Genomic DNA, 23878 nt, shown 5'->3' on the forward strand with positions numbered 1-23878 from the left:
TCCAACACTACGCAATCAGCCGCGTCGCGCGGCCCTGATGTCCCGCACGGAAACTGTCGATCTCCTCGTTGACCGCCGCGACGAACTGGCTGCGGAAACGCTCGGCCGAGAAGAAGCCGGCGCGCTGGCGGCAATCGAGACGCGAGATCGACTTCTCCTTGGCCACGAACGCACGCACGCAAGACGCGATCGCCTCGGGCTCGGGCGACTCGAAGAACATGCCCGTCGGGCGCGGCCCCGTGGTGAGGATCGACTCGCGCGCACCGCCGCGGCCGAGCGCCAGCACCGGTGCGCCTTCGGACTGCGCCTCGACCGGAATGATGCCGAAATCCTCCTCCGCCGCGAACACGAAGGCGCGGGCGGTGGTCATGAGGTCGCGCAACTGCTTGTCGGGCACGAAGCCGGCGAACTTCACGTTCGGCCCCGCGATCGCCTTGAGCCGCGCGGCTTCCGGACCGTCACCGGCCACGACCAGCTCGAGGTCCGGCATGGTGTTGAAGGCGCGCACGATCGGCTCGATGCGCTTGTAGGGCACCAGCCGGCTCGCGGCGAGGAAGTGGTTGCCGACCGGGAGGATCGCCGCGCGCTGCGCGATCGTCACCGGCGGGTAGATCACCTTGGCGTCGCGGCCGTAGATCTTCTTGATGCGGCGGGCGACGAACTGCGAATTGGTGAAGATGGCGTCGGGGCCGTGCGCGGTGCGGGCATCCCAGATCCGCATCTTGTGCAGCAAGGCGCGGGCGATCAGGCCCTTGACGCCGGTGGCGTAGCCGCTCTCCTGCAGATACTGGTGCTGCAAATCCCAGGCATAGCGCATCGGCGAATGCACATAGGCGATGTGCAGCTGCTCCGGCCCGGTCAGAACGCCCTTGGCCACCGCGCAGCTCGAGGAGATCACCAGGTCGTAGCTCGACAGGTCGAGCTGCTCGATCGCGAGCGGCATCAGCGGCAGATAGGAGCGGTGATACTTCCGCAACAGCGGCATCTTCTGCAGGAAGCTGGTGCGCGACGTCTCGAATCCCAGCTTGGCGCGGTCCTCGGGACGCAGCAGGTCGAACAGCGTGAAGACGTCGGCGCCGGGATAGCAGCGCAGGATCTCCTGAAGGACCTTCTCCGCGCCGCCGAGAACGTAAAGCCAATCGTGGACGATCGCGACGCGCATCGCACTCTCCCAATTCCCGGGGTATTTAATAAAACCCTTAAGGGAGACGTTCACGCGCACAAACCCAATCCTAAACTTCTAGTTAATCGCCCTTCTCCTCCGACCCGTCTAATCCGCTGCTAACAAGTAAGGATCAGTTAAGGATCGGCAAGACGCATCGCGTCTCAGATCGTGACAGGCGTGTGCCGGACCAGAACGCGCAACAAGACTTTGGTCCGCTTCGGCACACTCGGGCACCCTAGGCGGTCTTGCTTAACAGGCCCTTGCCGATTGCAACGCCTGCGCGCGCCGTGATCGGTGGAGCCAAACCGCGACGACGCGCCGCGGCCCGTTCGCTAACCTCTGCCGCCGCACGCGAACGTGATCGCGCGCCGCCTCAGCCGGCGATGGCGAGCTGCGCGACCGCGTAGCCGTGGCGGATGACGCGGTTCAGCACGGGATCGACCAGCTCGAAGTCGAAGCGGTCGGCCGGGCGGATGCCGCCCTTGGCGGCAAAGGTGCCGCCGAACATCGCGGTGCCCTCGGGCAGGCCGGCCTCACCATAACGGCGCGCGATCAGGTCGACGGGCGCCAGCATGCCGCTCAGCGCGCCCTCCTGATACAGCACGCGCTCGCCGTCGATGGTCGCGAACGCGCGCAGCAGCAGCCGGTCCCAATGCGCGGCGACGTCGTCGACCAGCCACAGCTCCGGCGCGACCGGCTTGTCGCACATCTGCTTGGACACGGTGATGTTGTAGGTCTCGACCTTTCGGTCGGTATGATCGGAGCCGACGCCGACCAGCAGCCGACCGCCCGCCTGCACCAGCACGAACTCGACCTCGCCGGAGGAGTCGCCGCCGCTGACCTCGATGCTGTCCGACGTCGTCAGCCGGCTGGCCGCGGCCTCGTAATAGATCGGCGTCGTCGCGGGCCTGGGAATGCCGAGCTCTTCCAGTTCGGCGATGTGCTTGTCGCGGGCGACCGGATCGCGCCCGGTCCAGCCGGCGATGACGAGGCGGCTCAGCTTGATCCGCTGCCGCGTCGCCGCACCATCCGCGTGAACCAGGACATCGATCGTCGCACCGCTCATCGTCTCATCGCCTCTTGCTGACCAGCCCGCCGCTTAGCCGTCCGGCCGCGCGCTGGCAAGCCGCCCCGCCGTTCACTCCTGCTCGGCCTTCTCCGCCTCGTGATCCTCCTTGAGGTGCCGCTTGCGGATCTGATGGGTCGTGAACCAGATCAGCGCGATCGCGGCCGGCACGAAGGCGGCGGTGGCCAGCGTCGGCTCGACCGGCAGGCCGCTGTCGTGCGCGCCCTTGGCGAGATAGCCGAACAGGCTGACGACGTAGTAGCCGATCGCGGCCACCGACAGGCCCTCGACCGTGCTCTGCAGGCGCAACTGCAGCTTGGTGCGCTCGTTCATCGAGCGCAGGAGATCGCGGTTCTGCTGCTCCAGCTCGACATTGACGCGGGTGCGCAGCAGATCGGCGGCGCGCGCCAGCTTGAGCGACAGGTTGGACTGCCGGCCCTCCAGCGCGTTGCAGGTGCGCATCGCCGGCGCGGTGCGCCGCGCCAGGAACGACGACCAGCTCGAATACGGCGCGACCGGCTCGCCCTCGATCACCGCCAGACGGGCCTGCACCAGGTCGTAATAGGCGCGGCTGGCGCCGAACCGGAACAGGCTGCCGGTGGCGCCGCGCTCCAGCAGCGCTTCGAGCTCGGTCAGCTCGCGCAGCAGGTGGTTGTTGAGCTTGAACGATTGCGCGCCCTGCATCTCCGCGAGTACCTCGACCAGCCGCCGCTCGATGCGGTCGACGTCCGGCGCCAGCGCCAGCGCTGCCGGCAGGCCGAGCAGCGCCAGGGTGCGGTAGGTCTCGAGCTCCAGCACGCGCTGCACCAGCGCGCCGAGCCGCTCCGGCGTCGGTCCGTCGGCGCAGACCAGGATGCGGGTGAAGCCGTCATCGTCGAGACGGAAATCGGAGGCGACCGCGCCGGCGCTGCCCTTGATCGTCACGATGGCGAGGCTGCTCTTGTCGAAGATCTCCTCGGCGCGCGCCACCGGATCGGCCGCGTTCTCGACCTCGAGCTTGACCGCCACCAAGAGCTCGCCGGCCTGCGGCAGCGCCGCGATCAGCGCCTGCAGCTCGGGCGCGATGGCCCCGAAGCGGCGCGGGCCGGAGTCCGCGGGCGGGCTCCAGATCCAGGTGAGGGTGGCGAATTCCGAATGCTGCTCGAAGCGCAGCCTGACCGGGCCGAGATCGACCTGGTGATGCTTGACGCCCGGCTCCGGCGGCAGCGCACCATGCTGCGCGCAGAACGCGGTGAGGCTGGCGCGGTCGACCGCTGGACTGTCGCCCTTCGCCATGAAGGCGAAGCGGATCACCAGCACCGGCTGCGTCAGCGGCGTGAACGGCCGCGCATGCACCTCGTTGAGCACGCTCTCGCGCAGGGCATGCGGCGTGAAGGCGGACTTGTCGAGCGACGTCATCGGGACGGTCCGCTGTTGAGAGCGACACCTGACGCAGACGATCGCGCTGCGCCTGAATTGATCACCCCCGTCATGCCGTCCATCCCCCTGACGTTCATCGTCCCCGCCGCCAACGCGGCAGCCGCGTGTGACACCAGTGTAGCGCAATTCGATGACGGCGCCACGGCCGCGGCCATGTCGGGCGCGTCGGCGGCTCTCTCGGCGCCACGGCAAGTCGAGCATGATGCCCGCAGACACACCAACACCTCCCGCGGCGCGATCGCACCCGGGATCATCATCACCAAGACCCTCTTCAAATGCCGAGGGCGCAGGGAAGGCCGGACCTCGACTGAGGCCCGTGGCCCCCGTGCGGAAAAATTGCACGGGGCAGGAACCACAGGTTCAGCCGGACAGACCCGGCCCTCCCTGCGCGATGGATTTAACGGCTGCTCCGAGCTCTCCCCGGGGACCGGGCTTGTTTGCCCCCGTCACCTCGTGACACGTCATGTCATCGAGGCTTAGCGCCAGCGTCGGGGCGCCAGGACCACACGGCTTGACCGTCCGCGAGCTGCCACTCGTCCAGCGCAAAAGCACCTGACAGGCCCACGGCCACCGCTCCCCGCCTCAACGTATCGTGACGACGCGTACGCCCCTCTGCATGAGGACGGGATGCGGGAAGTAGAACATGATTTCGGAAATTTAGCAAGCAGAATTTTTATCCGCCCTGGCGCATGATGTCGTCATGGCAAGTATGGACGTCAGCTCGTGCCCGCCTCTCTCCACGGGTCATGGCCGGGCTTGTCCCGGCCATCCACGTCGGCCAGCGAACGCGGATGGACGTGGATGCCCGGGCCGGCGCCGCGCCGAAGCTTCCGCCACGCAGGCGGGACAAGCCCGGGCATGACGAGTAACTCATTGACAGCTCGTTCGTGGTTGACCGCCAACGTGCAAAATAGCGTGTTCTTCGAAACGCTACATCGCGTTTGGATGAACTCACGCCGCCCGCGTCAGCGCGGCGGTCTTGGGATCGTAGACGTAGCCGGTGATGGTGCCGTCCTTGATCTTCTGGACAACCTCGTCGATCACGAACAGCGGCACCAAAAACCATTCGCGCGGCACAATGGGATTGCCCATGCGGTCGTTGATGATGATGTCGAGCCGGGCGGGCGCGAAGACACGGTGGATGACGTTTTCCAGACGGGTGCGGTTGATGTTGAACAGCTCGTAGGTCGCGACGATCTCGACGTCGGCCATCAGGAAGGTCGGATCGAGCCGGGCGTTGGCGATGCGCGCGGCGACGTCGCCGCCGGTGACGCCGATCTTGTGCAGCACGTCGCGATGCGCCGCGACGTCGGGATGATCGGACCTGCTGCGCAGCACGTAGACCGTGCCGCTCGCCTCGTCGCCGTCCTCGGTCCTGTCCGCGAACAATGGCCCGGCGTTCGGCTCGGTGACCCGGCGGCCCGCCTCGTCCTTGTAGAGCGCGCGCTGCAACGAGCGCAGGAGCAGGTCGCTTTCGGTGGCGTTGGAATAGATCACGCGCAGCCGGGAGTCGGTTTCGCCGTTCGGCGCCTTGAAGGGCTCGCCGACGGCGGCGACATAGGCCAATTGGCCGCCGAGAATGAAAAACTGTCCGGCCTTGATCTCGGCCTTGAGGAAGCCGGTATCCTTGACGATCGGCCGGGTGGCTCGCAGGCCCGTGCGGATCTCGTTCTGCACCTGGTCGAACAGCGGCTTGAAGCGCTCGAAATCCTCGCACTTGGTCCGGTTGGCGATCTCCTCCGCCGCGCGCTTGTCGGCGGCGGAGCGGACGTGGCGAAGCTCGGTGAGGTCGTCGGCCGGCGCGTCGACGCCGAGCTGCGCCAGCAGCGCGTCGTCGTCCAGCTCCTCGGCGAAGCCGGACGGCGCGGCGTCGGCGCCCGCGAGCAGCCCTTGATGATCCATCGGCGCGAGCAAGGTGCGGCAGTCCTCCTGCGCACGCAGACGGTCGAGCCTCACGGCATAGATGCGCTCGAAGATGTCGCGGCCCTCGCCATGCTGCGGTATCAGGCCATGCTCGGTGACGAAGCGCTGGATCTCCTCGAAGCCGGCGATGATGCGCTCCTCGCGCGCGGTCCGGCCGCCTTCCTTCTTGGTCTCGACCTCGACGCCCAGCTCGGCGAGCAGGGCATCGTCCTCGTCGGTGAAATCAACCACGCGCAGCCTCCGCCTTCATGCGCGCCAGGAACGCCACGCCTTCGGCCATGCGCTTTTCCCACGCGTCGGCCGAGGTGATCAAGGGCAGCCGTCCGCGCTCCTGCTTGAACCGGACCGCCCGCCGCGCCAGTTCGCGCGCCTCCTCCATGGACATGGTGACGCGCTTGGCCTCGATGATCTCCTTGATCCGGCGCAGGCTGTCCTCGGTCATCGCCTTGGACAGGATCGCATAGGCCTCGCCGAACGGATTGATGCGGTCGATCATGTCGATGTCCAGCTCGCGCACGTCCATCGCGAAGCGGCGGACACCGTCGATGAACGCGGTGTTCGGGCTCGCCTCGCCGTCAGCGCCGACGCCGCCCACGGCGATCTCCTTGGCCTTCTGGGTCAGGTTGAGCGCGGCGATGGCGTGCTGGCGCACGGCTTCCTGGTCCTCGTCATCCAGCTCGGGATATCTGTCCTTGATGATCTTGCCGAGGCGGAGCTGAGTCAGCTCCTCCGGCACCAGCTCGGAATCGAACAGGCCGCGTTCGATCGACGGTTTGTCCTGGACGAAAGCTGCGACGACCTCGTTCAAATCCTGCTGGCAGATGCGCTGCGCCTCCGGGCTCTTCGGCGTCACGAGACCCTTGATCTCGATCTGGAATTTCCCGGTCTCCTCGTTGAAGCCGACGTTGCACTTGGTGGGATCGTAGCCGGCCTCGCCGTACTGATAGCCTGGGGTCGCCTCATTGGCCGGGTTCTTCGGCTTGAACTCGAAGCGCGGCGCCAGCACCTGTTCCATCAGCAGGCTCGCGGCGATCGCCTTCAGGGTGTCGTTGACGGCCTCGGTCACCAATTCCTCCGAGGCATCCGGCTCGGCGATCAGATTGGTGAAGCGGGCGCGGGTCTTGCCGGGCGCGTCGCGGGTAGCGCGGCCAATGATCTGCACGACCTCGGTCAGGCTGGCGCGGTAGCCGATGGTCAGCGCATGCTCGCACCAGATCCAGTCGAAACCCTCCTTAGCCATGCCGAGCGCGATGATGATGTCGACGAAGTCGCGGTTGGTCTTCTGCGCGGGGTCCTTGAGCGCCGCCGAGACGCGGTCGCGCTTTGCGGGATCGTCCTCGACCAGATCGGCGATCCGCAGTACGCGGCCGGACGAGGTCTTCACGAGCTGGAAGCCGGTGACAGGATCGGACCCCTCCCACTCGCCGAGCGCGCCGATGATGTGCTCGACCTCCTTGATCTTGTCCTTGGTGCTCTCGCGCGAGTTGACCGAAGGAATATGGACGATCGTCTTCTCCGCGGGATCGAGCACCTTGAGGATGTCATCGGCATAGGACTTTTCGTAGAAAAAATAGCCGATGTCGAGCTGCTTCAGATACTCGTAGCCGTTGAGCTGCTCGTAATAGGTATAGGTGACGGTCTGGAACTTCGCCTCGTCCTGCGGCGCCAGCACGGCCTCGGCGTCGCCGCGGAAATAGGAGCCGGTCATGGCGACGAGATGCACCTTGTCGCGGGCGATGAACTGGCCGAGATGCAGGCCGAGCTTGTTATCGGGATTGGCGGAGACGTGGTGAAACTCGTCGACCGCGATCAGCCTTCCGTCGAACGCCTCGACGCCGTATTGATCGACCGCGAAGCGGAAGGTGGCGTGGGTGCAGACCAGCACCTTGTCGGCGCTCTCCAGGAACGCCGCGACCGACTTCACCTTGCCGCCATTGTCGGCGCCCGGCGCGTTGCAGAGATTCCATTTTGGCTCGACGTGCCAGTCGGCCCAGAAGCCGTATTGGCTGAGCAGCTCGTCGTTGAAGCTGGCACCGATCGAGCGCTCAGGCACGACGATGATGGCCTGCCTGAGGCCCTGATTGTGCAGCTTGTCGAGCGCGATGAACATCAGTGCGCGGCTCTTGCCGGAGGCCGGCGGCGACTTGATCAGCAGATATTGCTCGCCGCGCTTCTCATAGGCCAGCTCCTGCATCGGCCGCATGCCCAGCGCATTGGCCTTGGTCGAGCGGCCGGTGCGGGCATAGGACACGGACACCGAGGGCACGTGACGCGGATGCGCCTGTTGCGGCTGCCGAAGCTTGGCCGACCGGAAGAAGCTCTCATCGGCTTCCGGGATGTCGGATGTATCGATCTGGCTGTCCGGCATCGCCGCCAGCTCAGCTAAGCGCTTGTTTGAGATAGGCATCGAAATGCTTTCTTTCGCTGGACGTCGCCTTTCGGGCGCTGATGATGCGGATCTTTCCGTTGCGGTCGGTATGGATGACACAGATGGCGACCATGCCGCCGAGCAGGCCGAAGCTCTTTTCCCTGATCTCCCCGAATGCGTCCCCGCTTCCGTCCGGCCCGGTCAGCACCGGCCCCTGGAAGATCGACGCCGCCTCCTCGAACGACAGGCCATGCTTGCGCAGGTTCGACGCGCTCTTCTCGGGGTCCCATTCGAACCCTTCCATCGGTGGCCCCCGCAACTTGTCTGTTCATTATATGTTCTCTCCGGCCGGAGTCCAGCGTGCTTGAAGACCTAAGCGACGCCCGAAACCGGCCTTGACAAGTGAGACCGCAGCCCGCTCGGCGCTCCCCGCTTCATCATTGCGAGCGAAGCGACGTGTCCGGCGTAGCCCGCAGGGCGTAGACGGAAGCAATCCAGCCCTTCACTTGCGGCCCCTGGATTGCTTCGGCCGCTCTGCGGCCTCGCAATGACGAACGGCATGCTTCTCACGCCTCGGCCTTCGACCTGCGGCCCGTCCGATTCTTGCCTTCCTTCGCGGCCTGCTCGGCCGTCATCTTCGTGTACATCTCGAACAGCTTCTCCAGCCGCTCGGTGTCGTTGCGGAAGCGCCGGCCGATATAGATGCGCTCCAGCACCTCGTCGTTACGCTCATGCGCGGCGCGGAGATCGTCGGGCATTTTGTCGGGGTCGTAAAGTTCGGCAATTGTCGCTGGGAAGTGCGACTCGCGGGTCAGGAGAATGTCTTCGGCGCAGCGTGTCAGGTCCAATTTGTTCTTGTCCGTGAGCGTAGGGACCGGAAAAGTATTCCAACCAAGTGTGTTGGAGTAGCGAAAGTCCGTCTTCATTTTTCCGCAAACAGTTGAAATCCAAACTAAGTGCAGTCGAGAGGCCACTAACGCGAGATTCCAAAGCGAAGCATCATAAATCGCGAGCGCAAGATTCGAAATTCTCACAGAGGAATCCAAAAGCCCGCACGGAAGGTATTCACGCCGTTCAGAAGACACGGAGGGAACCACTATCGTATTCTCTGAACCGATGATCGTACGTTCGAATTTGTGGGGAGTGTCGAGTCCAGCACGACCTCGTTCGCTTCCATGCTGACGGTACTCGCGAACATGCCTTAGTCTTTCCGCGATCGGCGGTATCGAATAGGCAAACTCGGCCTGATCGTCGGAAATCCAGAGACAATACCGCCGCAATCCATTGATGAACTCACTTGAGCCAAGGATTGGGCGAACAAGCGACTCCGCTGCCGGAAAAGAGCTGATTAACTCGTTCTTTTCTTCATTGCTGAGAAGCAGGTGTCCACGATCTCGGGGAATGTTTCCACCAAACATCGTCGCGATTTCCGATATAGGATCAGAGGCTCTCTCCACGATCACATTCGGACCAGCAGCCAAATACGGGTTTATATTTGCAACCTCCTTTTTAGTTGCATCGGTGTATATCAACTTAGCCCGATCCCGACGAGACGTAACTCCGACGATAACACAGGTCACTTGCGCGTTTCGCGTAGCGTTGTTGCCCCATAAGAAGGCCTCGTGAGCAAAGAATATAGTTTGCCCAGCACTTAGTATCCTTGGCCAAATAAGCGGCACTTGGACGCCTTGGCAAACTGAGTTAGTTGAGACAAAAGCGAAAGATCCGCCTCCCTTGATGTAGTCGGACGCCTTCCAAAGCCAACCTGCGATATAGTCGATTGCCCGGATGTCCTGCCGACCCACTTTGAAGGATCGAAGATCATCCTTCTGCTCCGGCGTTTGGAATTTGTCTCCGACATACGGTGGATTCCCGCAAACGTAGGTCTCTCCACCAACGTTATCGAAATCAATCTGCGCTTGATCCAGCGGTGAGCCAAAGAGATCATCGGCATTGTGCTTCACACCAGTACCGGCGGACGGACAGACGCTCAACCAATCCAGCCGCAACGCATTCCCGCAAGTAATCCAGTTCTCCGCGTCCAGCGGCAGAAAATCCCTCAGCGCCTCCTTCTGCCCCCGATACAGCACGTCGCACTGATACTCCGCGATGATCAGTGCCAGGCGAGCGATCTCAGCAGCGAAGTCACGCAGCTCGATGCCGCGAAAATTGGTCAGCGGAATCTCGGTCTTGCGCTCGGACTCCCCTCGCCTCTGATTGATCTCCGCTTCGATCTTGCGCATCTCCTTGTAGGCGATGACGAGGAAATTGCCGGAGCCGCAGGCGGGATCGAACACGCGGATGCGGGCCATGCGGTTGCGCAGGTTGAGCAGCTTGCGGGAATTGTCGCCGGCCTCCGCCAGCTTCTCCCGGAGATCATCGAGGAACAGCGGATTGAGAACCTTGAGGATGTTCGGCACGCTGGTGTAGTGCATGCCGAGCGCGCCGCGCTCCTCGTCCTCGGCGACCGCCTGGATCATCGAACCGAAGATGTCCGGATTGATGTGCTTCCAGTCGAGGCCGCCGATGTGCAGCAGATAGGAGCGCGCGATGCGGCTGAAGCGGGGCACGTCGAGGCTGCCGGAGAACAGCCCGCCATTGACGTAAGGGAAGGCGTCGGCCCAGCGCGGCAGCTTTGCATCCGCGCGCTCCGCGGTCTTGATATTCATGGCGCGGAAGATCGCGCCGATCACCTCATGGGCGTTGGTGGCGTCGCTCATCTGCGCGATGGTTGCGGTGAAAAGGTCGTCGCCGTGGAAGATGTCGGTGCTCTCGGCGAAGAAGCAGAAGATCAGCCGCGCCATGAAATGGTTCATGTCGTGGCGGCGCTCGTCCGTGCCCCAGTCCGGATTGGTCTTCAGCAGCTCGACATAGAGCCGGTTGAGACGCCCGGTGGCGCGGATGTCGAAGGCGTTGTCGCGGATCTGCTTGACGGTGGTGATGCCCGCGAGCGGCAGGAAGAAGCCGAAATGGTTCGGGAAGTCGGGGTAGGCGCAGGCGACGGTCTCGCCGCTGCCGAGGTCCTCGGCCTCGAACGCCTCGCCGTCGGTGGCGAGCACGAACTTGGCCTTGGCCCTGGTGGTCGCAGGGCTGGCCTTGAGCGCGGCGAGCGTGGCGGTGACCTCGCCCTTCGGCGCGACAGCGATGTGGATGTTGTTGGTCTGGAGCACGCCGCCGAGGTCGGACTTGTTGGTCTCGCCCTTGCGCAGCCGCTTGAGCGTCGCCTCCTTGTTGCCGAAGGCCTGGAGGAACAGATACGGGAACTCGGCGGCATCGAAAGCCTGCTCGGCCAGCGCGGAGATGGCCTCCTCGATCTCGACGGCGTTCATGATGTCCTTGGAGGTGTCGTGAATCCCTGGAGGTTATCGCGCAAGCCGCGCATCGCGCCAAGCGCTCCGGCACGCGAGGAGCAAGTTGATCAGAAGTGGTCCAACGAACCCCGGCTTGACCTTCGAACGACGTGCGCAGACGAGGCCCGGCCACGGGGGAGCACTGGACCGGTGCTTGAATGTAGCAACATTTCTACATATAATCTGGACCAGCTAAACCCACCCCAGGACGCCCCGGCCATGACCACTTTGACCAGCCGCGAGTTCAACCAGGACACCAGCCGCGCCAAGAAAGAGGCGGCCAAGGGGCCGGTGTTCATCACCGACCGCGGACGGGCGGCGCACGTGCTGCTGACGATCGAGGACTACCTCCGCCTGACCGGCGGCAGCCTGAGCCTCGCCGATGCGCTGGCGCAGCCCGAGGCCGATTTCGATTTCGAGCCGCCGCGCATCACCGGGCCGGTCGGCCGGCCTGCTGACCTCGAATGATGTTCCTGCTCGACACCAACGTCGTCTCCGAGCTCAGGCGCCGTGACAAGGCGGACCGCAACGTCGTCGCCTGGGCTGCGGCGCGTCCCGCTGCAAGCATGTTCCTGTCGGCGATCTCCATCCTCGAGATCGAGCTCGGTGCGCAGCGCGTCGCGCGCAAGGACACGGCCCAGGGCGCGGCGCTGCGCGCCTGGATCGACCAGCAGATCCTGACCACTTTCACTGGTCGCATTCTCGCGGTCGACACTGCGGTCGCACAGTCGTGCGCGCGACTGCACGTGCCCGACCCGCGGCCGGAGCGCGATGCGCTGATCGCCGCGACGGCGCTGGTTCACGGGCTGACCGTCGTCACCCGCAACACCGCCGATTTCGCCGCGACCGGAGTCGCACTCATCAATCCATGGAGCGATGGCAACGGCGCGCCGTGAAGTATCTCACACGTTCCGCAGCCCCCATGCGCGGCGCACGCAGTTGTCACCTTCGGCGTGTTAGATCATAACGGAGGGACCTTTTCCGCCATCGCCCGATGGCCGCCCACCACATCCGTTGGCCTAGCCTCACAGGACTCCCATGACCACGCTCTCCTCCATCGTCGCGCGCGGCGTCGCGCTGGTTGGCAATGCGGCGCTGCAATGGCGCAAATTGCAGGGGGACACGCCGGCGCCGGCCTGGGGCGCGCAGCCGCAGATTCCGCAAGCGAAGCCGCAGGGCATGCTGCCGACCCTGAAGATGCCGACGGCGCGCGGCTGGCGCGACGGCGAGGCGCCGGTGGCCGCGGCGGGGCTGAAGGTCAATGCGTTCGCGACCGGGCTGGATCACCCGAGATGGATCCATGTGATGCCGGACAAGTCGGTGCTGATTGCGGAAACAACGCAGATTCCGAGCCCGGTACGCAACATGTTCGGCTACGCGATGCAGGCGACGATGCGCCGCGCCGCCGCGCTCGGCGTCAGCGCCAACCGCATCACGCGGCTGGTCGATGCCGACGGCGACGGCACGGCCGAACGCCGCAACGCCTTCATGGAGAATCTCAGCCAGCCGTTCGGCATGGCCCTGGTCGGCGACACCTTCTATGTCGGCAACACCGACGGCATCGTCGCCTTCCCGTACAGTGCGGGCGCCGAGCGCATCACCGCGCAGGGCCAGCGGCTGACGAATTTCAAGCCGGGCGGACACTGGACGCGCAGCCTGCTGGTCAGCCCCGACGGCACCAAGCTCTATGCCGGCGTCGGCTCGCTCACCAACATCGCCGAGTTGGGGTTCGAGGTCGAGGAGGGACGTGCCTGCGTCTATGAGCTGGACATCGCGAGCGGTGCGAGCCGCATCTTCGCGGCCGGCCTGCGCAACGCGGTGGGGCTGGCGTTCGAGCCGTCGACCAAGGTGCTGTGGACCGTCGTCAACGAGCGCGACGGGCTCGGCGACGAGACGCCGCCGGACTACCTGACCTCGGTGCGCGAGGGCGGCTTCTATGGCTGGCCCTATTGCTACTGGGGCAGGACGGTCGACGACCGCGTGCCGCAGGATCCGAAGCTGGTCGCGACCGCGCTGACGCCGGACTACGCGCTCGGCGGCCACACGGCTTCGCTCGGCCTGTGCTGGCTGCCGGCGGGCACGCTCCCGGGTTTTCCGGATGGCATGGTGATCGGCCAGCACGGCTCGTGGAACCGCAGCAAGCTGTCCGGCTACAAGGTGGTGTTCATCCCGTTCGAGAACGGCAAGCCGTCGGGCCCGGCGCGCGACATCCTTTCCGGCTTCCTGGCGCCGGACGAGAGCTTCTCCTATGGCCGCCCGGTCGGCGTCGCCATCGGTCCGGACGGATCGCTGCTGGTGGCGGACGATGTCGGCAACTGCATCTGGCGCGTGACCGGGGCGTGAGGCGGCGCGCAAGAGGAGCCGGGGCGACGTTCGCTCCGGCCTTGCGCCTGGGCTGCCAAGCTCAGTCGTGGCCGTAATACTGGCGATTGCAATAGCGGCGGCCGGCTTCGTGCTTCGCCGCACGCTGGGCCGGGGTGGCGTTCGCCGGCATCAGGAAGTCCCCGGTGTAGAACAGTTGCAGGCAGCGGACGTAGTCCTTGTTGCCGAGCCACTCCCATCCCGCCTGGACCGGCGAGGTCGATGCCGACGCGAGCAGGCCGGTGGCGGCGACGATGGCAGCGGCGGCGAGAAGGCGAAGGCTGGTGGTCATGACCGTGTCCCTTATTGCGTGAGGCTGCCCCATGCAGCCGATGCGGGGGATCATGACAAAAACGGCTCGCGGTTTAAGTGATGGCGCGCACAGAACGGTAAGACGGCAACCGCGCGGGAGATGTGCGCGCCTGCGGCACGGGGCCGCGGAACCCGGCTCGTGCAGGACTGTTGTCGTCGGGACAACAGGCACGTCCCGAGGAGAGTCCGATGGCCGACACCGTCAATCCGAACCAGAAGCAGCCCGGCGAGAAGCAGGAAGGCCAGTATCACTACAATCCGGGCAATCAGTCCGGCAAGACCATCGACGTGGTGAAGCCGGAAGACGAGCAGGTCAACAACAAGGACCGGATCGAGCAGCGCGAGGATCCCCAGTCGCGGTAGGCGAGCATCTTTGGTCTCTCGTCATGCCCGGGCTTGACCCGGGCATCCACATTCTGAAGCACCGAAGAGATGGATGGCCGGGTCAGGCCCGGCCATGACGGCGGAGAGAGGGTGGCCCACCCTAGTCCTGCAGCAGGAACGCCAGCGCCGCGTCGCACGGCGCTTCGACCTTCAGCGACAAGAGATCATCCGCGCGGGTGCGGCCGAGATTGACGGCGGCGATGGGGATGTTGCGGTCGGCGGCGGCGCGGACGAAGCGGAAGCCCGAATAGACCATCAGCGAGGTGCCGACGACGAGCATGGCGTCGGCCTGCTCGACATGCTCGCGCGCGGTGGCGACGACCTCGCGCGGCACTGTTTCGCCGAAGAACACGACGTCGGGCTTGAGGATGCCGCCGCAGGCCCGGCACGCGGGCACCGTGAACGTGGCGAAATCGACGCCCACGAGATCGGCATCGCCGTCGGGCGCATCGGCGGCGTCGTGCGCCATCCAATGCGGATTGGCGCCGGCCAGTTCGTCCTGGAAGTCGGCCCGCGACAGCATGGCGCCGCAGCCCATGCAACGGACGCGGTCGAGCCGGCCGTGCAGGTCGATGACGTTGCTGGTCCCGGCGGCCTGGTGCAGCCGGTCGACATTCTGCGTCACCAGCAGCGCGCAGCGGCCCTGCGCCTCCAGCCGCGCCAGCGCATGATGCGCGCCGTTCGGCTGGGCACGGCCGAAGCGGCGCCAGCCGACCATGCTGCGCGCCCAATAGCGCCGGCGCGTCTCGTCGCTGCCGACGAAGGCCTGGTAGGTTACCGGCGGCGTGCGCTTCCACTGCCCATCATTGTCGCGGTAATCGGGAATGCCGGAATTCGTGCTGCAGCCGGCGCCGGTGAGCACGACGATGCGGCGGTGGCTGTCGAGGAAGGATTTCAGCGCGGCGGGATCGACCATGACCTCGCAGATGTAGGTGGCCATGGCGGCCTGCGCCAGAGCGCCGCGACGCAGCGCTCTCGGTCTGAACCATTGCGCGTTCCCGGCCTTATCCCGTGGGAGGACCTGCCATGACACCACGCAACGGGCATGATCGCGGACTCCGGCCGCTCGACGGGCCGGCCGACGACGCTGACATGGACGACGAGCGCGACCTCGCCACCGGCGAGGGCGGCACGATCGAGGTGCCGCCGACCGACGACGACATCGCCAACGACGATTGACGCCGCTCAGGCCGGCGGCGGCACCGTCGCCAGCCAGTGCCGGGCGATGTCGGCGCGCGGCGCGATCCACGCCGCGCCGCTGCGGGCGATGTGCGCGAGGATGCGGTCGAGCGCGCCGATCCGGCCGGGACGGCCGATCATGCGCAGATGTAGCCCGATCGACAGCATCTTCGGCGCGGTCGCGCCCTCGCGCACCAGCCAGTCGAAGGCATCGATGACGTAGTCGGCGAAATCGCCGCCGCGGAAGCGCGAGCCGTTGAAGAACTGCATGTCGTTGCTGTCGAAGGAATAGGGCAGCACCAGATGCGGCCGGCCGCAGACATCGACATAATATGGCAGGTCGTCATTGTAGGCGTCGCTGTCATAGAGGAAGCCGCCCTGCTCGACCAGCAGCCGCCGCGTGTTCGGCGAGCTCGCCGAGCGCGTATGCCAGCCGAGCGGCCGCTGGCCGGTGACCCGCTGGATCGTCTCCACCGTGCGCGCGATCACGCGGCGCTCCTCGGTCTCGCCCATGCCGGCGTGGCTCTGCCAGCGCCAGCCATGCGCCGAGACCTCATGCCCGCGCGCCACGGCATCGCGGGCGAGCTGCGGCGAGCGCTCCACCGCGCGGCCGCAGGCGCTGACGGTGACCTTGACGCCGTGCGCGTCGAACAGATCCATCAGGCGCCACCAGGCCGCGCGCGTGCCGTATTCGAAATGGCTGTCGATGCAGGGGTCGGGGCCGTCGAGCCGGTGCACGACCTCGTAGATCGCCTCGTTGCTCGTATCGCCGTCGCACACCGAGAATTCAGAGCCCTCCTCGAAATTCACCACCAGCGACACCGCGACGCGGGCGTCGTGGGGCCAACGCGGATGCGGCGGCCTGCCGGCATAGCCGGTGAGATCGCGGCGGAAGGCAGGCTGTGAGGTCATCGTGTCAATCCGCGGTTCCGGCCATGCGGTGCAGGCCGACCAGGCGATCGCTGATCAGCAGCAGCACGAGCGTGCCGGCGAGGATGAGGGTGGAGAGCGCAGCCAAGGTCGGATCGGGCGCCTCCTCGATATATTGCAGCATGCGGATCGGCAGGGTTTTCGAACGCACGTCGGTGAGAAAGATCGAGACCGGATAGTTGTCGAACGAGGCGAGCAGGCTGAACAGCCCTGCAATCAGGAACGACGGCGCCAGCGCCGGCACCATCACGCGCAGAACGCTGCCGGCATAGGTGCAGCCAAGCGTGCGCGCCGCCTCGATCAGGGTGAAGTCGAACCGCGACAAGCCGGCAATCATGGTGCGCGCTACGTAGGGCAGCGTCACCACGAGATGGGCCACCAGCAGCGCGCTCCAGGTCGCGGTGAAGCCGACCATGCGGAAATATTGCAGCAGCGCGATGCCGAGCACGAGGCCGGGCATCATCAGCGGCGACACCAGCAGCGTGCCCAGCGCGGTCGCGCCGGGCAGCCTGCCGCGCGCGATGGCGATGGCGGCGAGCGTGCCGGCGACCATCGAGAGCGCGGTCGACAGCACGGCGATCTGCAGCGACAGGACCAGCGACGGCCAGAAGCCGTCGAGCCGCCCGATGCGGCCATACCAGCGCAGCGACGCGCCCGACAGCGGCAGGTCGAACACCGGCGTCGGCGAGAACGAGGCGGCGGCGATCACGACCAGCGGCAGCAGCAGGAACAGTGCGAGGCCGATCGCGAGCACCCAGCAGATGACGATGGCGAGGCGCGACATCATTTCGGCTCCCGCGACAGCATCGTGCTGAGCGCGACCACGATGATTGCGATCGCCAGCAACACGACGCCGGCGGCAGCGCCGAAACCGGGCTCGCGCGCCAGCAGATAGGCCTTGGCGATGGTGGTGGCGAGCGTCGGATATTTCTCGCCGATGAGCAGCGTCGGCACCACATAGGCCGACACCGACAGCGAGAACACCAGCGCCACGCCGGCGATGATGCCCGGCAGGGTCAGCGGCAGGATGACGCGAAAGAACACGACCAGCGGCGAGGCGCCGAGCGTGGCCGCGGCTTCAGCGTAGCGGCCGTCGAGCTGCGCCACGACGGCGTAGATCGGCAGCACCATGAACGGCAGGAAGATGTTGACGGCACCGACGATCAGCGCGGTCTGGGTGAAGATCATGCGGATCGGATCCTCGATGATCCCCATTGCGATCAGCACCGTGTTGATGAGGCCGTCGCTGCGCAACAGGATGGTCCAGGCGAAGGCCTTGACGATGACCGAGGCGGCCAGCGGCAGGAACAGCGTGGCCAGCAGGATCGAGCGCAGCGGCCCGCGCGCACGCGCCAGCGCGAAGGCCGCGGGATAGGAGATGAGAAATGCGATCAGCGTCGTCAGCAGGCCGAGCCGCAGCGAATTCCAGATGATACCCAGATAATAGGGCGTACCGAGCAGCCTCGTGTAGTTCGCCGGCGTGATGCCGCCGTTGGCGTCGAGCACGCTGACGCCGAGCAGCAGCGCCAGCGGCAGCACGAACACCAGTGCTGTTATCAGCAGCGATGGCGCGACGAAGCCGAACGCCGCGAGCCGCTCGCGATCCGGCGCGGTCTTGACGATGGGCGCGGGCAGCACGGCGTCGGTCATGGTCAGGTCTCGGCGGCGAAGGCGAAGGTTTCGGCGACGGGCCAGGCGAAGCGGACCTCGTCGTGCACGCGCGGCACCTCGGCCTCGCGCCCCGACAGCTCGGCGAGCAGGCTCGCGCCAGCGCCGGCATCGACGTCCACGAGGGTCCGCGAGCCCTGGAACACGACCGACCGAACGCGGCCGGCCGCGGAGTTGGCGCCCTCTCCAACGCCGAGCCGCAGCTGCTCCGGCCGCGTCACCACGATCACCGAGGCCCCGGGCTGGAACGCGCCGCGCGCCGACAGACGGCCGACCGGCGTGACGACTTCCACCGTGCCGTCCTGCGCGCCGACCACCTGGCCGGCGATGCGCGTCGACAGCCCTACGAAGTTGAGCGCGAACAGGCTGGCCGGCCGGGCATAAAGCTCGCGCGGCTCGGCGAGCTGCTCGATGCGGCCCTTGTTCATGACCGCGACGCGGTCCGACATGGTCAGCGCCTCGTCCTGGTCGTGGGTGACGAAGATCGCGGTTGCCTTGACCTCCTGCAGCAGGCGGCGCAGCTCGACCTGCATCTCCTCGCGCAGCTTGCGGTCGAGCGCCGACAGCGCTTCGTCGAACAGCAGCACGTCCGGCTCGACCGCGATGGCGCGCGCCAGCGCGACGCGCTGCTGCTGGCCGCCCGACAGCGCCGAGATGCGGCGGCTGCCGAGATGGCCGAGCTTGACCAGCGACAGCGCCCGCTCCACCGCACGATCGATCTCGGCCTTGGGCGTGCCGCGCACCTTCAGGCCGAAGGCCACGTTGCCGGCGACGGTGAGGTGCGGAAACAGCGCGTAGCTCTGGAACACGACGCCGACATTGCGCCGGTGCGGCGGCACATGGGTGACGTCGCGCCCCGCGAGCGCGATCGTCCCGGCGTCGGGCGGTGCAAGGCCGGCGATCGCGCGCAGCAAGGTGGTCTTGCCGCAGCCGGACGGGCCGAGCAGGGTCACCAGCTCGCCGCGGCGGATCGTGAGATCGACGCGATCGAGCACGGTCGCGGCGCCGAAGCGCTTGGAGACCCCGCTGATGACGAGATGCGGCGCGCCGGTCATGTCATCTCCTTGCTCCAGCGATCGACCCAGCCGGCGCGGTTCTTGGCGATGAAGGCCCAGTCGGGCGCGAATAATGTCGCGGGATCGGGATAGCCTGAAGGCAGCGGCGTGGCCTGGTTGGTCGGCGCGATGAAGGCCGTCTTGGCGAGAATGCTCTGCGCCTCCGGGCTGAGGTAGAAGTCGATCACGGCGTCGGCGAGATCGCCGGCCGGCGCGCCGCTCACCTTGGCGATGCCCGACGGCATCGAGAAGCCGCCATCCTTCGGGATCGCGAGGTCGACCGGCGAGCCGTCGGCCTTGCGGATCAAGGTGTAGGCCGAGAACTGGCCGCCGATCATCCAGGCCTCGCCCTGCTCCAGCAGATTGATGGCTTGCGGGGCATTGGTATAGACGTTCAGCAGGTTGGCCTTCAGGGTCTTGATCTTCTTGAAGCCGGCGTCGATCTCGTACTGCGCTTCCTTGTAGGGCTTGCCGGTCTCGAGATGCGCGGCGGCGAGCAAGGTCCAGAACCCTTCGGTGTTGGACAGCGACGGCACGACGATCTTGGAATCGTATTTCGCATCCCACAGCTCGGCCCAGCTGCTAGGTGCCGTCTTCATGCGCCTGGTGGAATAGGCGATGCCGGCCCACGGCTTCTGATAGTTGGCCCACATGCCGTCCTGGTGCACGGCATCGCCGACGAGCTTGCCGAGATTGGGGATCGCCGAGGACGACATCGTGGTGATCAGCCCCTCGGCCGCGGCCGGCAGCATCACCGGATCGTCCATGATCACCACCGAGATCTTCGGGCTTGCCTTGTCGGCCTGCATCTTCTGCAGATTGGTCAGCGAGTTGGTGCCCTCATAGAGCACCTTGCAGTCGAGCTTCTTCTCCAGCACCGGAAACAGGTCGGAGTTGAAATATTTGGCGGCGCCGGCGGGGCCGCCGATCACGATCTCTTTCGGGGCGGCGCGCACCAAAGCGGGCGCGGCGAAGGTGGCGGCGAAGGCCGCACCAGTCTTCAGGAGGCTGCGGCGGGAGAAGGGGTGCATGAGAGGATCCCGTGTGAGCTGTCGCGTGGCGTGTCACCCGAGATCAGCAAGCGTCGTGCCAAATGTGCACATTTCTTGATTCAGCAATGAGATCAGCGTTCCGAGCTATCTCTCGATCCGCATCGTGCCCGGCCACGGGCAGAATGTGCACATTTTTTGGAGGTGACGTGCCGCGCCTTTGGGCCTAGCAGTTCGCCATGGCGATGCGAGCGCAGCGAATCGGAAAGGCCAATCCCGCCGAGGACGAGGCGGTGTATCAGGCCATCCTGCGTGCGCTGCTGGAAGGCAAGCTCAAGGCCGGTACCAAGCTCGCCGAGACGCCGCTGGCTGACATCTTCGGCGTGTCGCGCGAGCGCATCCGAAAAGTTTTGCACCGGCTCGGCGCCGAGCGGCGGCTGGAGATGATCCCGAACCGTGGCGCACGGGTGCCGCGGCCGACGCTCGATGATGTCAGGCGAGTCTATGAGGCGCATCGCGTCCTCGAGGCCGGCGTGCTCAGCCAGCTGGTGCTGCGGGTCGATGATCTCCTGCTCGCCCGGCTCGATGCGCATCTGGCGGAGGAGCGCGCGGCGGCACAGCGCGGCGATCGCGCGACCTCGGTGCGGCTGTCTGGCGCCTTCCACGTCCATCTCGTCGACTCCATCGGCAATCCCGAGCTGTCACGCATGCTCGGCGATCTGCTCAGCCGCTCCTCGGTGATGGTGTCGGTGTACGAGCCGGCGGCGCAGTCGATCTGCGCGGTCGACGAGCACGGCGCGATCGTCACGGCGCTGCGCGACCGCGACCTGATGCGCGCGATCGCGGTGTCGCGCGAGCACTTCCTGCATGTCGAGGGCCGGCTGCGGCTCGACCAGGACGCGGCGACGCCCACCCAGGATCTCGCCGCGGTGTTTGCCGGACGACGGCCGCTGCGCGGCAAGCGGCGCTCGGCCTAGCCGTGCCGGCAACCGCTACTTCGTCGGCAGCGCCGTCACCGGATGCCAATGATGATCCGGCCGCGTGCCTGCCAGGGGCCTGCAGCGCGCGATCATGACTTCGGCGGCGCGATCGCCCGGCTTGAGCGCGAGGACGGCTTCGAAGGCCGCGCTGGCAGCCGCAAAGTCCTGCGCGCGATAGTCACGCAGTCCGCGCGCGTAGTGCGCGATCCAGCGCATGTCCTGCGCGGCGACATTCTCCGCAAGCCCGACCAGTTCGTGGACGCGCAGGCCCTCCTCGCGGCCATAGACGGCGATGCGGTCGATCTCGCGGGTGAGAAACGCCTCGCCCGCCAGCCGCGCGGTGCCCTCGCCGATCAGGATGTCCGTGCCGTAGACCTTGTTGGCGCCCTCGAGTCGGCTCGCGACGTTCACGGCATCGCCGATCACCGTATAGTTGAGACGCAGTTCGGAGCCGATGTTGCCGACCAGCATGGGACCGGAGTTGATGCCGATGCGGATCGCGAGCGGCCGGCCGTCATCGTCGCACAGGCCGCTGGCCGCGACCGCGTCCCGGCATGCCAGCGCGGCGCGGCAGCACAGACCCGCATGATCCGGCTGCGCGGCCGGCGCGCCCCAGAACGCCATCACGGCATCGCCGATGAACTTGTCGATCGTGCCGCCGTGATCGACGATGACGGTCGAGATCAGATCGAGATGGCGCGACAGCAGCGGCACGACGCGGTCGCCCATGCGCTCCGACAGGCCGGTGAAGCCGGCGATGTCGATGAACATGACGCTGAGCTCCTGGACATGGCCGCCCGGCCTGGCATCGACGCCCTGTCGCAGCAATTGCCGGACGAGATCGGCGGGAATGAACTTGCGGAACGACGACAGGCCGCCGGCCATCTCGGCGATGGCGCCGGACAGACTCGCGATCTCGCGCAGCCGCGACGGATGGCGGCGCACCTGCTCGAGCGCGAAGGCCTCGACGTGACGCAGTTCGGCCACCACGCGCCCGAGCGGCGCGGCGATCACGGCACGCGCCAGCGCGGCGGAAACCAGCGCCGCGAGCACGGCGCCGATGCCGAGACCGACGATCACGCGCCGCAGCGCCGCGTCGACCGGACCGAGAAATTCCGCTTCCGGAATCACCGTGACCAGCGACCAGCCGGGAAACGGCAGCGCCGTGCGCGCGACCTCGAAGGCGCCGCCGCCCGATTGCACGCGGCCGCGCCAGGCCTCGTCGCCTGCGGGCGAGGACCGCATCGCCTGCTGCGCGACCGGCAGCAGCGGCTGGCGGCCCTGCCCGGCATTGACCTCGTCGGCGGTCTCGTCGGGCGCCGCGACCACGCCGCCGTCATGCGCCAGGATGAAGGCGCTGCCAGTGCGGCCGACCTGGAGCTGGGCGAGAAAGCGCGAGATGCGCGCGTGCTCGATGATGATGGCGAGCACGCCCTGCCGCTCCTGATAGACATCGATAGGCCCCGCCAGCGCGATCGCGGGACGGTCACCGCCGGGATGCACGTCGACGCTGAACCAGCGCGGCTCGTCCGCGGCGAGGCTCTCCTTGAACCAGGGCTGGTCGGCGACCTTGAAACGGGTCGGCTCGAAGCGGCGCGCCGCGAACTCGATATCGCCGGGCACGACATCGTATTCATCGACGCGGCGCTGGCCGGGATGATCGGTCAGTGAGATCTCCATCATCTCCAGGCGCCGGTCGCCGAGCTTGTGGGCGGCGAAGAACGAGCCGTCGGGCCAGCCGAACGCCGCCGATGAGATCGTCGCCTGCGACTGCAGCTGCGACAGGAACACGAATTCGCGCTTGTCCACCTCGCGGGTGTCGAGCACGTTCTGCAGGAACAGCGTGCGGATGGCGGTGTGCGCCGCGCGCGCCTCGCTGACGATCGCGCTCACCTCCTTGCGCACGGCGCTCGCGATCTGCGCATTGATGGTGCTGGCGAGCTGACGGCTGATCGCCTCCGAGGTGCGCCACCACAACAGGCTCGAGGCCAGCGCCGTCAGCAGGATCGCGGTCAGCACCAGCGCCGACACGGCGAAGCGGATGCTGACGGTCAACCGCTCGCCGGCGGCGTCTCGGCGCGGCACTCGGCTGTTTTCGCTCGCCATCATCGCAGGTCGATCTCCGATCGGACCGATCGGCGCGCGGGGCTGCGCCCGACGGGGAGCCGCCAGACTGCGCTCTCATGACGTGCGCCACCAATGCCGGCTGGCTAAGTCGATGATGCCTGCAAAGCATTGGCACTTCGAACCCGCCTGCGTTCGATTGGACGCAGCTCCGAAGCACGCAATACCGCTCACAGGGTCGTGAGCGGAGTCGCCGCGTAACATTCTCGTGGCTGCGGGCGAAGGAGAGATGCGCATCGCCAAGCGAGCGATGCAGAACACGAGAGGAATCGTCATGCCCGCCAAGAGAACCGTCACCACGCTGGCGCTCGCCGGCGCCGTCAGCACCGCGCTCGCAAGCCTCGCAATGGCTGGGCCGCTGACCAAGGCCGAATCGGAAGCCGCAATGGCCGCCAAGAAGGAGAAATGCTTCGGCGTTGCCCTGAAGGGCCAGAACGATTGCGCCGCCGGTCCCGGCACGACCTGCCAGGGCACCTCCACGATCGACTTCCAGGGCAACGCGTGGAAATTCGTCCAGGGCGGCACCTGCACCAGCATCGACGTGCCCGGCGGCCGCAAGGGCTCGCTGAAGCCGATCTGATCGCTCTCGTTTACCCCAAGCGGAA

The 23878-nt window shown here is 66.4% G+C and carries 22 protein-coding genes; 7 read left to right on the forward strand and 15 right to left on the reverse strand.

Features of this window, described 5'->3' with window-relative positions:
• Positions 1–7 precede the first annotated feature (7 nt).
• From ACQR1D_RS00110 to ACQR1D_RS00140, 7 genes are all read right to left on the reverse strand, one after another.
• A complete protein-coding gene (locus ACQR1D_RS00110; protein WP_434893710.1) occupies positions 8–1162 on the reverse strand; it encodes a glycosyltransferase in 1155 nt (384 codons plus the stop codon).
• Positions 1163–1538: 376 nt separating this feature from the next.
• Entirely contained in the window at positions 1539–2231 is a 693-nt protein-coding gene (locus tag ACQR1D_RS00115; RefSeq protein WP_434893709.1) for a DUF2848 domain-containing protein, read from the reverse strand.
• A gap of 72 nt (positions 2232–2303) precedes the next feature.
• On the reverse strand, positions 2304–3629 hold the full coding sequence (locus tag ACQR1D_RS00120) for a DUF3422 domain-containing protein (protein ID WP_434882908.1): 1326 nt from the start codon (positions 3627–3629) through the stop codon (positions 2304–2306).
• A 972-nt stretch (positions 3630–4601) separates the two neighbouring features.
• Complete coding sequence (locus ACQR1D_RS00125) at positions 4602–5804, reverse strand: GIY-YIG nuclease family protein (protein WP_434893708.1); 1203 nt, start codon at positions 5802–5804, stop codon at positions 4602–4604.
• Positions 5797–7980 carry a DEAD/DEAH box helicase gene (locus tag ACQR1D_RS00130; RefSeq protein ID WP_434893707.1) on the reverse strand — a complete coding sequence of 728 codons (2184 nt, stop codon included), beginning with the start codon at positions 7978–7980 and terminating at the stop codon, positions 5797–5799. Before ACQR1D_RS00130 ends, ACQR1D_RS00125 begins: the two co-directional genes overlap by 8 nt.
• Positions 7952–8245 carry a BrnT family toxin gene (locus ACQR1D_RS00135; protein WP_434893706.1) on the reverse strand — a complete coding sequence of 98 codons (294 nt, stop codon included), beginning with the start codon at positions 8243–8245 and terminating at the stop codon, positions 7952–7954. The genes ACQR1D_RS00130 and ACQR1D_RS00135 overlap by 29 nt, the downstream gene beginning before the upstream one ends.
• A 262-nt stretch (positions 8246–8507) precedes the next feature.
• Positions 8508–11270 carry a class I SAM-dependent DNA methyltransferase gene (locus ACQR1D_RS00140; RefSeq protein ID WP_434893705.1) on the reverse strand — a complete coding sequence of 921 codons (2763 nt, stop codon included), beginning with the start codon at positions 11268–11270 and terminating at the stop codon, positions 8508–8510.
• Between the two features lie 240 nt (positions 11271–11510).
• On the opposite strand from ACQR1D_RS00140, the gene ACQR1D_RS00145 reads away from it, so the two are divergent.
• The 3 genes from ACQR1D_RS00145 to ACQR1D_RS00155 all read left to right on the forward strand — a co-directional run bounded on the left by ACQR1D_RS00145 (position 11511) and on the right by ACQR1D_RS00155 (position 13634).
• Positions 11511–11759, forward strand: a complete 249-nt coding sequence (locus tag ACQR1D_RS00145; protein WP_434890092.1) for a type II toxin-antitoxin system Phd/YefM family antitoxin — start codon at positions 11511–11513, stop codon at positions 11757–11759.
• The gene (locus ACQR1D_RS00150; RefSeq protein WP_434893714.1) at positions 11759–12187 is read left to right on the forward strand and encodes a type II toxin-antitoxin system VapC family toxin; all 429 of its coding nucleotides are present in this window, start codon (positions 11759–11761) and stop codon (positions 12185–12187) included. Before ACQR1D_RS00145 ends, ACQR1D_RS00150 begins: the two co-directional genes overlap by 1 nt.
• Before the next feature lie 142 nt (positions 12188–12329).
• On the forward strand, positions 12330–13634 hold the full coding sequence (locus tag ACQR1D_RS00155) for a PQQ-dependent sugar dehydrogenase (RefSeq protein WP_434893704.1): 1305 nt from the start codon (positions 12330–12332) through the stop codon (positions 13632–13634).
• Positions 13635–13695: 61 nt separating this feature from the next.
• Here ACQR1D_RS00155 and ACQR1D_RS00160 read toward each other — a convergent pair whose 3' ends face one another.
• Positions 13696–13944: a hypothetical protein gene (locus tag ACQR1D_RS00160; protein WP_316239150.1), complete on the reverse strand. Its 249-nt coding sequence runs from the start codon at positions 13942–13944 to the stop codon at positions 13696–13698.
• 209 nt (positions 13945–14153) lie between these two features.
• On the opposite strand from ACQR1D_RS00160, the gene ACQR1D_RS00165 reads away from it, so the two are divergent.
• A complete protein-coding gene (locus ACQR1D_RS00165; protein ID WP_316239149.1) occupies positions 14154–14327 on the forward strand; it encodes a hypothetical protein in 174 nt (57 codons plus the stop codon).
• Positions 14328–14448: 121 nt separating this feature from the next.
• Here the strand turns inward: ACQR1D_RS00165 and ACQR1D_RS00170 are convergent, their stop codons facing one another.
• Positions 14449–15264, reverse strand: coding sequence for an NAD-dependent protein deacetylase (locus ACQR1D_RS00170; protein ID WP_434838898.1), 816 nt, complete (start codon positions 15262–15264; stop codon positions 14449–14451).
• 110 nt (positions 15265–15374) lie between these two features.
• Here ACQR1D_RS00170 and ACQR1D_RS00175 point away from each other — a divergent pair, with 110 nt between their 5' ends.
• Entirely contained in the window at positions 15375–15527 is a 153-nt protein-coding gene (locus ACQR1D_RS00175) for a hypothetical protein (protein WP_316180387.1), read from the forward strand.
• A 6-nt stretch (positions 15528–15533) separates the two neighbouring features.
• Here ACQR1D_RS00175 and ACQR1D_RS00180 read toward each other — a convergent pair whose 3' ends face one another.
• Genes ACQR1D_RS00180 through ACQR1D_RS00200 form a run of 5 tightly spaced genes read right to left on the reverse strand, consistent with a single transcriptional unit; the run spans position 15534 to position 20211 of the window.
• Positions 15534–16439, reverse strand: coding sequence for a polysaccharide deacetylase family protein (locus ACQR1D_RS00180; protein ID WP_434838868.1), 906 nt, complete (start codon positions 16437–16439; stop codon positions 15534–15536).
• A 4-nt stretch (positions 16440–16443) separates the two neighbouring features.
• Positions 16444–17241, reverse strand: a complete 798-nt coding sequence (locus ACQR1D_RS00185; RefSeq protein ID WP_434893703.1) for an ABC transporter permease — start codon at positions 17239–17241, stop codon at positions 16444–16446.
• Entirely contained in the window at positions 17241–18107 is an 867-nt protein-coding gene (locus ACQR1D_RS00190) for an ABC transporter permease (RefSeq protein ID WP_434838867.1), read from the reverse strand. The genes ACQR1D_RS00185 and ACQR1D_RS00190 overlap by 1 nt, the downstream gene beginning before the upstream one ends.
• A gap of 2 nt (positions 18108–18109) precedes the next feature.
• Positions 18110–19180, reverse strand: coding sequence for an ABC transporter ATP-binding protein (locus ACQR1D_RS00195; RefSeq protein ID WP_315800662.1), 1071 nt, complete (start codon positions 19178–19180; stop codon positions 18110–18112).
• The gene (locus ACQR1D_RS00200) at positions 19177–20211 is read right to left on the reverse strand and encodes an extracellular solute-binding protein (RefSeq protein ID WP_434838866.1); all 1035 of its coding nucleotides are present in this window, start codon (positions 20209–20211) and stop codon (positions 19177–19179) included. Before ACQR1D_RS00200 ends, ACQR1D_RS00195 begins: the two co-directional genes overlap by 4 nt.
• Before the next feature lie 197 nt (positions 20212–20408).
• Here ACQR1D_RS00200 and ACQR1D_RS00205 point away from each other — a divergent pair, with 197 nt between their 5' ends.
• Positions 20409–21146 carry a GntR family transcriptional regulator gene (locus ACQR1D_RS00205; RefSeq protein WP_434838865.1) on the forward strand — a complete coding sequence of 246 codons (738 nt, stop codon included), beginning with the start codon at positions 20409–20411 and terminating at the stop codon, positions 21144–21146.
• 15 nt (positions 21147–21161) lie between these two features.
• On the opposite strand, the gene ACQR1D_RS00210 is transcribed toward ACQR1D_RS00205, so the two are convergent.
• Positions 21162–23255: an adenylate/guanylate cyclase domain-containing protein gene (locus tag ACQR1D_RS00210; RefSeq protein ID WP_434838897.1), complete on the reverse strand. Its 2094-nt coding sequence runs from the start codon at positions 23253–23255 to the stop codon at positions 21162–21164.
• A 292-nt stretch (positions 23256–23547) separates the two neighbouring features.
• On the opposite strand from ACQR1D_RS00210, the gene ACQR1D_RS00215 reads away from it, so the two are divergent.
• Complete coding sequence (locus tag ACQR1D_RS00215) at positions 23548–23853, forward strand: BufA1 family periplasmic bufferin-type metallophore (RefSeq protein WP_434838864.1); 306 nt, start codon at positions 23548–23550, stop codon at positions 23851–23853.
• Positions 23854–23878: the final 25 nt, after the last annotated feature.

The organism is Bradyrhizobium sp. HKCCYLRH2047 (assembly GCF_051168175.1).
Lineage (GTDB): Bacteria > Pseudomonadota > Alphaproteobacteria > Rhizobiales > Xanthobacteraceae > Bradyrhizobium.